At 42.4% G+C, this 11,183-nt stretch carries 7 protein-coding genes and 2 pseudogenes; 8 read left to right on the top strand and 1 reads right to left on the bottom strand.

Annotated elements, in window-relative coordinates; genetic code table 11:
• The first annotated feature begins 18 nt into the window (after positions 1–18).
• Positions 19–1,236: a cell envelope biogenesis protein TolA gene (locus HNQ69_RS08355; protein WP_425486682.1), complete on the top strand. Its 1,218-nt coding sequence runs from the start codon at positions 19–21 to the stop codon at positions 1,234–1,236.
• 46 nt (positions 1,237–1,282) lie between these two features.
• The gene (tolB, locus tag HNQ69_RS05750; protein WP_183229194.1) at positions 1,283–2,605 is read left to right on the top strand and encodes a Tol-Pal system beta propeller repeat protein TolB; all 1,323 of its coding nucleotides are present in this window, start codon (positions 1,283–1,285) and stop codon (positions 2,603–2,605) included.
• A 389-nt stretch (positions 2,606–2,994) separates the two neighbouring features.
• Here tolB and HNQ69_RS05745 read toward each other — a convergent pair whose 3' ends face one another.
• Positions 2,995–3,741: a YebC/PmpR family DNA-binding transcriptional regulator gene (locus tag HNQ69_RS05745; protein ID WP_183229119.1), complete on the bottom strand. Its 747-nt coding sequence runs from the start codon at positions 3,739–3,741 to the stop codon at positions 2,995–2,997.
• Between the two features lie 385 nt (positions 3,742–4,126).
• Here HNQ69_RS05745 and HNQ69_RS05740 point away from each other — a divergent pair, with 385 nt between their 5' ends.
• The 6 genes and pseudogenes from HNQ69_RS05740 to ftsH all read left to right on the top strand — a co-directional run bounded on the left by HNQ69_RS05740 (position 4,127) and on the right by ftsH (position 10,877).
• The gene (locus tag HNQ69_RS05740; protein ID WP_183229118.1) at positions 4,127–4,825 is read left to right on the top strand and encodes a DUF1013 domain-containing protein; all 699 of its coding nucleotides are present in this window, start codon (positions 4,127–4,129) and stop codon (positions 4,823–4,825) included.
• A gap of 176 nt (positions 4,826–5,001) precedes the next feature.
• Positions 5,002–5,523 (top strand): peptidoglycan-associated lipoprotein Pal, encoded by a 522-nt coding sequence (pal, locus tag HNQ69_RS05735; protein ID WP_183229117.1) that lies wholly within the window; start codon positions 5,002–5,004, stop codon positions 5,521–5,523.
• A 25-nt stretch (positions 5,524–5,548) separates the two neighbouring features.
• The gene (locus HNQ69_RS05730) at positions 5,549–7,066 is read left to right on the top strand and encodes a tol-pal system YbgF family protein (RefSeq protein ID WP_183229116.1); all 1,518 of its coding nucleotides are present in this window, start codon (positions 5,549–5,551) and stop codon (positions 7,064–7,066) included.
• Positions 7,056–7,494: pseudogene (gene tilS / locus HNQ69_RS08350) on the top strand (tRNA lysidine(34) synthetase TilS); the annotation flags it as partial. The gene HNQ69_RS05730 and the pseudogene tilS, both read left to right, overlap by 11 nt.
• A 110-nt stretch (positions 7,495–7,604) precedes the next feature.
• Positions 7,605–8,549 (top strand): annotated as a pseudogene (locus HNQ69_RS08345) (PP-loop family protein); the annotation flags it as partial.
• Positions 8,550–8,663: 114 nt separating this feature from the next.
• A complete protein-coding gene (gene ftsH, locus HNQ69_RS05720; RefSeq protein ID WP_183229114.1) occupies positions 8,664–10,877 on the top strand; it encodes an ATP-dependent zinc metalloprotease FtsH in 2,214 nt (737 codons plus the stop codon).
• Positions 10,878–11,183: the final 306 nt, after the last annotated feature.

The following is an 11,183-nucleotide window of genomic DNA, read 5'->3' as shown; positions in this document are numbered from 1 at the left end:
TCAAAGGCCTTGCCAGAGATGCCATTAGAGAAGACGTCAGAGGAAACCCCAAAGGCCTTGCCAGAGATGCCATTAGAGAAGACGTCAGAGGAGACCCCAAAGGCCCTGCCAGAGGTGCCATTAGAGAAGACGTCAGAGGAAACCCCAAAGGCCTTGCCAGAGGTGCCTTTAGAAAAGACGTCAGAGGAAACCCCAAAGGCCTTGCCAGAGATGCCATTAGAGAAGACGTCAGAGGAGATCTCAAAGGCCTTGCCAGAGGTGCCTTTAGAAAAGACATCAGAGGAGATCTCAAAGGCCTTGCCAGAGATGCCATTAGAGAAGACGTCAGAGGAGACCCCAAAGGCCTTGCCAGAGGTGCCTTTAGAAAAGACATCAGAGGAGATCTCAAAGGCCTTGCCAGAGGTGCCTTTAGAAAAGACATCAGAGGAGATCTCAAAGGCCTTGCCAGAGGTGCCTTTAGAAAAGACGTCAGAGGAGACCTCAAAGGCCCTGCCAGAGGTGCCTTTAGAAAAGACATCAGAGGAGATCTCAAAGGCCTTGCCAGAGATGCCATTAGAGAAGACGTCAGAGGAAACCCCAAAGGCCTTGCCAGAGATGCCATTAGAGAAGACGTCAGAGGAGACCCCAAAGGCCCTGCCAAAGGTGCCTTTAAAAGTAAATCAATCAGATCCTCAAATTGTGTTGCCAGAAAAATCTCCTTTTCCACAGTTTAAACCAAAACTTGCCAAACAATCTTCCTCCCAGAATGTGCAGCCTGAGAAAGAGCAAAATCATCAAACGATTGACCAGAAAATTCAAGATATTTTGGCAATGGAAGAAAACAATCTGCTTAATCGTGCACGTACCCAAGGAGGGGGGGCAAAGCGTTCCAGTAAACCAGAAGCTTTGGGGGCAAGAAAAAATCTTAATGATACCACAAAAATGGCACAAACATTGGTAAGTATCGTGGGGGGGTGTATTCAAAGAAAGCTTAAACTTGTTGCTCTTGGCGGAGATTTAAAAGACCGGCCAGTGGTGCGTTTGCGATTTTACCTAGACCGTGAAGGAATGGTGGTAGGAGATCCAATCATTGATCCCTTAAGTGGTGCTAAGAGTCAACAAGATATTATGATAAGGCAGGTGTATGCATCTGTTTTTTCATGCCAACCTTACACAGATCTCCCACGTGATCAATATGATTTGTGGGGGCAGGGGTTCGATTTTAATGTTGATCCCCTTCAAGAAGTTATACGATGAGATAGAGGTCTATTTGTTTCGCGCGATGAAAGGGTGCAGATCCATGATAGTTATGACGAGATACAGATTTTTTTCTTGGTTTATTTTTACTTGTGGGTTGTGGCTTTCGGGTTTTTCGTCGGTTCATGCACAACTGAAAGGTACTATTTCTCGTGCTGACTTTAATCCTATTCCCATTGCAATTACCGATTTTATTTCTAATGATTCGCTTGGATTGAAAATGGCAGCTGTGGTGACAGCTGATCTTGAACGATCGGGACTTTTTTATCCCCTTGATAAGGCGTCTTTTCCTGAACAAATCTTCAATTCTAACAGGCAGCCCCATTTTTCTCATTGGCAAAAAATAAAAGTGCAAGGTTTGGTTACTGGGCAAGTGATAAGAGAAACCGATGGGCGGTTGAGAGTCGATTTTCGTTTATGGGATGTCTTTGGACATCGACAGCTCAAAGGACGGCGTTTTTATACGGCCACAGAACGTTGGCGGCGGGTTGCGCATATGATCGCAGATGAAATCTATAGTGAAATGACAGGAGAAAGTGGTTATTTTGATACACGGATTGTTTTTATAGATGAAACAGGTCCGCAAAATGCACGTGTCAAACGTTTAGCGATTATGGATCAAGATGGAGCAAATTTGATCTATCTTTCTGATGGCAGTGAATTGGCGCTGACCCCCCGTTTTTCCCCTAAGCGACAAGAAATTACCTATATGGCCTATGAACATAATCAACCACCTCATGTTTATCTTCAACAAATTGAAATGGGGCAAAGGGAGTTAATTGGTACCTTTAACAATATGACAATTGCTCCGCGTTTTTCTTCTGATGGACAAAAAGTGATCATGAGTTTGTTGCAAAATGATGGGAGTGCAAACCTGTACACTATGGATTTACGGACCCGTACGATGACAAGGCTCACAACAACTTCAGCCATTGATACATCAGCTTCTTATTCGCCAGACGGGACACAAATTGTTTTTTCATCGGACCGTAGCGGAAAGCCGCAAATCTATACCATGAATGCGGATGGTAGCAATATTCAGCGTATTTCTTCAAACGAGGGAAGTTATTCTACCCCTATTTGGTCACCGCGGGGTGATTATATCGCCTTTACAAAACAATCGGAGGGACAATTTTCTATCGGTGTTATGCATCCGGATGGAAAAGGTGAACGGATTTTAACGACAGGCTTTCATAATGAAGGACCTACATGGGCCCCTAATGGCCGTGTGTTGATGTTCTTTCGCAAAAATCCCGGCATGGGGCCCAAACTCTATACGATTGATATTACGGGACGCAATGAACGACAATTGCCCACACCCAATGATGCTTCTGATCCTGCATGGTCACCATTGCTCAATATACAATAAAAATGATAGGTTCAATAAAAGTAAACAGAATAAAAATCTATGCGATTTACGCAACGATAGCCATAGCTCCAGTTTAAGGGTGTGGTTTATTAGCTTTTACAATCAATGTCTTTGAAGTTGTTGTAAAGCTTTACATTCTCTCTGCTATTGTCTGCAGGGGATGAGATTCCTTGAGGGAAATTGCTTTCGAAAATAATCCTTTGAAAAAATTAGCAGAAAACTTTCACATTTTTGTTGAAAGTGTTTTCATTATATGACGAGAGACCCCGCTATTGAAGTGGGGTTTTGTCTCTGTTGTGGCAAATGAAGAATCGATTATGTTTAGTGTAGACAGTGATAAGGCTCTCAATCAAAAAGAGCGGGCAAGAGAAGCGATGATTGGATGGGGGTTATCCAGACAATTTTGCCAAAATCTCATCGCTGACATCAAAATTAGCATAAACATTTTGCACGTCATCATCTTCTTCTAATGTCGAAATAAGCCGTAAAACGGAGAAAGCTTTTTCTTCATCCACTGGCGCAAGGGTGGTGGCTTTCCAAATAGTTTTGATTGATTCTGCTTCACCAAGTTTTGCTTCAAGCACTTTAGAAACTTCACCGATATTTTCAAATGCGCAGGTAATATGATGCTCGGTCTCTTCTGATTGCACATCTTCGGCACCAGCTTCAATTGCTGCGTCCATGATGGTATCAGCTGTTCCTGCCTCTGCTTTATAGATTATTTCACCAATCCGATTAAACATGAAGCTCACGGAACCTGTTTCTCCTAGGGCTCCACCTGATTTGGTAAAAGCAGCCCGCACGTTTGAAGCAGTGCGGTTGCGGTTATCTGTTAAAGCTTCGACAATGACTGCAACACCCCCTGGACCATATCCTTCATAGCGCACTTCATCATAATGTTCGACATCACCCCCGGAAGCTTTTTTAATTGCGCGCTCAATGTTGTCTTTTGGCATCGACTGTGCTTTAGCATTCTGAACAGCGAGCCTTAAACGTGGATTCATGGCCGGATCAGGGGCACCTTGTTTGGCTGCAACTGTAATTTCGCGTGCAAGCTTAGAAAATATTTTCGAGCGCATTGCGTCCTGACGCCCTTTACGGTGCATAATATTTTTAAATTGTGAATGGCCTGCCATAGTTTTCCTTCCAGTTTGAGGACTTTCTTTCCAGTTGGATTGTTCCCGAATTTAAAGTGGTGAAATAGGTATCCCACCAGAATAAATGTGCTGCAGTATAAAGATGAAATGGTCGAATAAGCCCTTTATAAGAAAATTCGTCTTAAAGGTAAAGATATTCTGTAAAGGTAAAGATATTCTGTTAAGTATCATTATAAGACAGATGTCTTGTCGTTCATTAAAAATCAGAGTATAATAAAATATAATTCATGGCAAAAGGGGTTTATTCCATGTCTCACTTTAGAAGAGTGGGAGATAAGAGAGACTTATAAATAAAAGATCCAGTGCTCCTAAAGTGGGCAATAACCGGCCTTTAAAAAAGGCGAAATGAGAGGATACTATAGAGATGGCAACGCAACTTTTGATGCCCAAAGCCACAGCTGTTTGGTTGGTTGATAATACTGCCCTTTCGTTTGATCAGATTGCGGAATTTTGTAAATTACACGTGTTGGAAGTAAAAGCTATTGCCGATGGCGAGGCCGCTCATGGTATTAAAGGTCTCGATCCTATTAGTTCTGGCCAGTTGACACGCAGTGAAATTGCTCGGGTGGAGGCGGATCAAAATGCCCGCTTAAAAATTTCCGAGTCTAAGGTGCACATCCCAGAAAAAAAACGGAAAGGTGCACGCTATATTCCCCTTTCTCGACGTCAAGATCGTCCCAATGGTATCTTATGGTTAGTGACAAATCATCCCGAATTAAAAGATGCACAGATCGCACGGTTGATTGGCACAACAAAAGCAACAATTGAACAAATTCGTCTTAGAACCCATTGGAATAGTGCTAATTTAGTTCCTCTCGATCCTGTAGGGCTTGGGTTGTGTTCACAAATTGATTTAGATTTCGAACTCCAGCGTGCTGCAAAAAACCGCTCTATCTCTGTAGAAGGAGATAAGTCTTTACTTCCAGCATCGGTGACAGAAAATGCTGATCTTAATGAAGATATGGGTGAAGACAATCCTCATAAAAGTTTTGATGCCGATAAAGTTTTTGCAAAACTAAACGCGCTGCAGAAAAGCCGTCAGGATGAGGTTGATGAAGCATAAGTAGGGCGTACATGGTCAGTCTAAATGCTTTTCTCGTTTGATGCTGAAAAACGGTGGAGACCTAAAGCGGATGAGAGGAAATTTTTTTCATAAGGAATGAGCAACACTTCTTGATGCTCTCTTGAAAGGCTATATCCTTTCAATTTTCATGGTTATTAACTGAGGAGAATCAATATATGCGCTCTACCAAAAACATTATCCTTCATCCCTTCGCTGTGGTTCTTTTTTTCTCACTGTCTCTGATTGGTTGTAGCAAAAAACATATTAGTGCACTCAACGGTATGAATAGCGCTTATTTGAATGATGCTGGCTTTAGTCAAACAGGGCCAGGTTCGAGACAAGAATTTACCGTTAGTGTTGGAGATCGCGTTTTCTTTAGTCTTGATTCTTCTTCAATCGAGCCTGATGCTGAACGTATTTTAATGCGCCAAGCAGAATGGTTACTTCATTATCCTTATTATTCTATCGTGATTGAAGGTCATGCCGATGAGCGGGGTACGCGTGAATATAATTTAGCACTTGGACAGCGCCGTGCTGTTGCTGTGCGGAATTATCTGATTTCTCTTGGTGTTTCTGCGCAACGAATTCAAACAATTTCTTATGGAAAAGAAAGACCTGTAGCAGTGTGTGATGATATTTCCTGTTGGAACCAAAATCGTCGTGCTGTAACAACAATTAATCATATGAACAGCAATTAAAACTTGAGTGAAGAAAAACATGTGGATGTGTCGTAAAAAAAATTGGAGAACTGTCTTGTGTATGGCTGTCCTCATAGTTTGTGATGCTTCATCTGTTCAAAGTGCAGCCCGATGGGCTTCCCAATATTCTGCCCATGATTCGGATTCCGATGCAGTGGAAAAGACTGCAGATAAGGTAGAGAAAGCTGCTTCCGATGCAGTGGAAAAGACTGCAGATGAGGTAGAGAAAGCTGCTTCCGATGCAGTGGGAAAGACTGCAGATAAGGTGGAGAAAGCTGCTTCCGATGCAGCGGGAAGAACTGCGGATGAGGTGGAGAAAGCTGCTTCCGATGCAGCGGGAAGAACTGCGGATGAGGTGGAGAAAGCTGCTTCCGATGCAGTGGGAAAGACTGCAGATAAGGTGGAGAAAGCTGCTTCCGATGCAGCGGGAAGAACTGCGGATGAGGTGGAGAAAGCTGCTTCCGATGCAGCGGGAAGAACTGCGGATGAGGTGGAGAAAGCTGCTTCCGATGCAGTGGAAAAGACTGCAGATGAGGTAGAGAAAGCTGCTTCCGATGCAGCGGGAAAGACTGCAGATGAGGTGGAGAAAGCTGCTTCCGATGCAGCGGGAAAGACTGCAGATAAGGTAGAGAAAGCTGCTTCCGATGCAGATGACTCTGTTCACGGGATAATTCAAGATCGAGAGTCTATTTTAGAGAAGCAGGAAGTTTTGTTTAAAGACTATGATTTAGATAAGCTCTTACAGAGTATACAAAGGGTACTTGAGCATAATAGTCTGAAAAATGTCCAAGAACAATTCCACAAGCTTTTTGAGACAAAAGATTCTTCTATTTATTCTTGTGCTCTTGAGAGTGCTGCTTTGGATAAAAATTTGCAGACTGTAAAGGAAGGAATGGCTCAGGAGCTTAGCACGGAAGATAATCAAAACAGTGTTGCTAATGTGAAGAGTCTTGATGGTCAAGTGAAGAGCCACGATTATGAAAGCTATTTGCAGGAAATACATAATCGCTTGCAAAAAGCGAATAAAAATCTGCAGGAAACGCATAAAGATGCTGAGAAAGCACAAGACCTTTTGAAAGAAGCGCCTAACCGTTTAGAGAAAACACATGAAGAAAGAGATCCTGTTGAATTGCATCAGGGTAAAGATCGTTTTCTTCTTTCTTCCAAAGCACTGTATAAAAAAGGCTATGATTTTATTCTTTCTGCCAACTATGTTGAAGCTGAGAAAACCTTTTGTACTTTTCAACAACATTATAAAAAAGATCCTTTGAATAATGACGCTTTGTTTTGGTTGGCAGAGGCATTGTTTGGACAAAAGCGCTATTATGAAGCAGCACAAGTTTATCTTAACGCATGGTATGCAGACAAAAAAAAGCTCTACACCTCTGAGATTTTGCTGAAATTAGCAAGAAGTATGATTACTCTTGAGAAGAATAAAAAGGTTTGTGAAACTTTTGCAAAAAGATCAAAATACTCTAAAACATTAGAGTCCGTCTTTTGTAAACCTCTAAAGGAGAGTGGAGCCGTTCGCGGTGTGCGTTAGACTAGCAGAGAATCTTTTTAAAACATCGGATTTTATTCAGTGTCAAAAGTTGATTCTTGCTGTTTCAGGGGGAAGTGATTCCCTCGCTTTGCTTTTTTTAGTCAAAGACCATTTAGAAACGCTCTCCATTCCTCCGGAAATGATTGCTGTTACCATTGATCATCAATTGCGTAAAGAATCAGCCCGTGAAGCAGAAAATGTTGCAGAAATTTGTCGTGCCCATCGCATTAAACATATCATTGTGCGGTGGGAAGGCAAAAAACCAAACACGCATATTGCTTCAAGTGCTCGTATTGCACGTTATAATCTCTTATTTCAAGAAGCACAAAAACAAAATGCAACGCTTATTATGACAGGGCATACGCTCAATGATCAGGTTGAAACTTATCAGATGCGATACCAACGCCTTCAGAAAGGGTTAAGGGGGAAGGAGAAACGAACCTTTGAGGGTCTGCATGATGGGGTTTATACGAAAAGTCCGGCGGATATTTTACAACATGAGGTCTTTGAGGCTCTATGTGATGGGGAGTGTTCTGGAGAAGCTGGAGAAAATATTGCGCAAAAAAGCTATGGGTTAATGTATGCGCGTGGTTTATCTTGTATCCCGCGTGAAGCTTTGTTGTGTAGAAAAATACGCTTGATTCGTCCGCTCCTTGGTGTAGAGCGCAAAACATTGCGTGCTTATTTGCGCTTAAAGGGCAAAACATGGATTGATGATCCAACCAATGAAGATCGCAATTTTGAACGCGTGCGTGTTCGCCAATCTCTTTACCAAAAAAAACTTTCTGTTATTGCTCAAAGGGTTCATAAAGCTGCGCTAAAGCGTCGTCAACAGGCACAAATTATTGCCGAGTTGATTTTGGCTCTGGATATCATGGTTGAATATGGACGTTGTTTTATTGCAAAACCTGCACCATTTTTACAGCAGAACCCAGCTTTTCCTTTTGTTTTTGGGCTTTTTGCGGTGTTGATGGGTGGGGGCTTTTATTTGCTTTCTGCTTCAAAGTTAATCATTCTTTTTCAAAAGCTCTCGCTTTGCTCATCAGAAAAGCAGCGCTTTACTTATGCTGGATCTGTCATTGAATGTAACAAAGACGGGGTTGCTCTTTGGCGCGAATCTCGCAACATGAAAGAGGCGATTGTTGCACCAGGGGAAACGCATTTATGGGATGGGCGCTATCAAATTACCAACCATGGCGCTGATGCCATAAAGGTTGGAGCAGCAGGGATGAAACAGTTGAAATTTTTATTTCAAAACAGCAATATTGATCTTGAAAATCCCCATTTTCCTTCTTTACAATCCTTACTGATGATCTCAACTGACAAAGAATGGGTTATTCCAGAGTTAACTTATCATGCTGTTTCTTATCAAAATGTGACCATAAAGCGAATTATGGCCCCTTTCGATTGGCTTTTATCACGCGAAGATTTTGCTTTTTTTAATGTGGTGGAACCTTTTTTTAATCTTGAGGTGAAAAGATAAAGAAAAATGACTCTAAAAGACAATAAACCTCCTCTCATCCCTTGGCAAGGAAGAGACAAGGTTATATGTTAAAGGGAACTGTTTAAAACCTCTATTTGATTAAGTGGACTGAATATGAATTCCAATTACCGCTCTCTCCTCATCTGGGGGGTTATTGCTTTAATTTTGATTGTGTCGTTTTCTCTCTTTAATGGAGACAGCCAGCGCTCCGGAGGTGGAGAGATCTCCTATTCTGAATTTTTGCAAAAAGTCGAGAATAATGAGTTGAAATCGGTGACTATTCAAGGTCAAAAATTAACAGGACAAACCGCTGAACACAGAGTTATTTCAACCTATGCTCCACGAGATCCAGGTTTGATACAAAAATTGGAAAACAAAAATGTAAATGTCAAAGCTATTCCGGAAAGCTCTGGCAATAGTATCTTCCTTAATCTCCTTTTTTCCTTGCTCCCTGTTATTATTATTGTTGGGGCGTGGGTCTTCTTTATGCGTCAGATGCAAAATGGATCACGCGGGGCTATGGGATTTGGAAAATCAAAAGCAAAATTGCTCAACGAAGCGCAGGGGCGCGTTACCTTTCAAGATGTTGCTGGTGTCGAGGAAGCAAAGCAGGATCTCCAAGAAATTGTCGAATTTTTACGTGAACCACAAAAATTTCAACGCCTAGGGGGGCGTATTCCACGGGGTGTTTTGCTTGTTGGTCCTCCAGGAACCGGTAAGACCTTGCTTGCCCGCTCTGTGGCAGGTGAAGCAAATGTGCCCTTCTTTACCATCTCAGGATCCGATTTTGTTGAAATGTTTGTTGGTGTTGGTGCAAGCCGCGTACGCGATATGTTTGAACAGGCTAAAAAAAATGCACCCTGTATTATCTTTATTGATGAAATCGATGCTGTTGGACGTCATCGTGGTGCTGGACTGGGAGGTGGAAATGACGAACGTGAGCAAACTTTAAACCAGCTGCTCGTCGAAATGGACGGATTCGAACCCAATGAAAGCATTATTCTTATTGCTGCAACAAACCGTCCCGATGTGCTTGACCCTGCTTTGTTAAGACCAGGTCGGTTTGATCGGCAAGTTGTTGTGCCAAACCCGGATGTATCTGGGCGTGAACAAATTTTGAAGGTGCATGTGCGCAATGTGCCTTTAGCTCCTAATGTTGATCTGAAGGTTTTGGCAAGGGGAACGCCAGGGTTTTCTGGTGCTGATCTGATGAATCTTGTGAATGAAGCCGCTCTCATGGCTGCTAGCCGCAATAAGAGAGTTGTGACTATGCAAGAGTTTGAAGATGCAAAAGATAAGGTGATGATGGGAGCTGAACGTCGGTCAACCGCCATGACACAAGAAGAAAAAGAACTCACTGCATATCACGAAGCAGGACATGCTATCGTGGCTCTTAATGTGCCTGTTGCTGATCCCGTCCATAAAGCAACAATCGTGCCAAGGGGAAGAGCTTTGGGGATGGTTATGCAATTGCCTGAGGGGGATCGCTATTCTATGAGTTATCGCTGGATGATTTCTCGTCTGGCTATTATGATGGGTGGACGCGTGGCTGAAGAATTAAAATTTGGAAAGGAAAATATTACCTCCGGTGCTTCTTCCGATATTGAACAAGCGACCAAACTAGCACGTGCGATGATCACACGATGGGGATTCTCTGATCTTTTGGGGAATGTTGCTTATGGTGATAATCAGGATGAAGTCTTTTTAGGACATTCTGTTGCACGAACACAAAATATTTCTGAGGAAACAGCTCGCATGATTGATGCTGAAGTGCGTAAGCTCATTGAGGATGCTTATACAAGTGCTACAAAAATTTTAAAAACAAAGAAGAAAGAATGGTTCGCTCTTGCGCAAGGTTTGTTGGAATATGAAACTTTAACCGGGGCTGAAATTAACGAGGTTATTTCAGGAAAGCCTCCTTCACGAACACAGAAAGACGAGAGTGTTTCTCCGCGCTCTTCTTCTGTGCCTAAAACTGGAGCAATGAAGGCAGAGGCTGATACAACAACAGCAAAGAAAACAGACGTTGGTAAAACAGATGTCAATATAGAAGAAGCTGATGAAACCAATCCCGATGAAGCGAAGGCTGGAAAAGCGGAGCTAAAAGTTGGAAAGGGAACAACAAAATCCCGTGATGTTAAATCCAATGAGGATGCGCTTAAAGAAGTGCAATCTCGTGGGGTTGAGAAAAAAACGCAAAGTACAAAAAATGCTGCAAAAAATACAACCAAAGCAGTAGGTCTTTCTGAAAGTAACGTCAGAACGCAAAAAAAGTTAAATGCTGGAGAGCGTAATAAAGAAAAACAGAAGTCTTCTAACGATACTTAAGTGTCTCTTATGTTGGGAAAAATTCTAAAAAAAGTTTTTTGAAAAAGGCGCAAGCCCTGCTTGCGCCTTCGAAATAACATGGGAAAAAACATGTGAATCGAGTGGATGTGTTTGCAGGGTATGTGAACTGAGGTACTTTGTGGATGTGTTTGCAGGGTATGTGAACTGAGGTGCTTTGTGGATGTGTTTGCAGGGTATGTGAACCGAGGTACTTTGTGGATGTGTTTGCAGGGTATGTGAACCGAGGTACTTTGTGGATGTGTTTGCAGGGTATGTGAACCGAGGTACTTTGTGGATGTGTTTGCA

This window comes from Bartonella callosciuri, assembly GCF_014203215.1.
GTDB lineage: Bacteria > Pseudomonadota > Alphaproteobacteria > Rhizobiales > Rhizobiaceae > Bartonella > Bartonella callosciuri.
The sequence above is the reverse complement of the archived record's forward strand: the minus strand, read 5'-3'. Positions and strand labels throughout refer to the sequence as shown.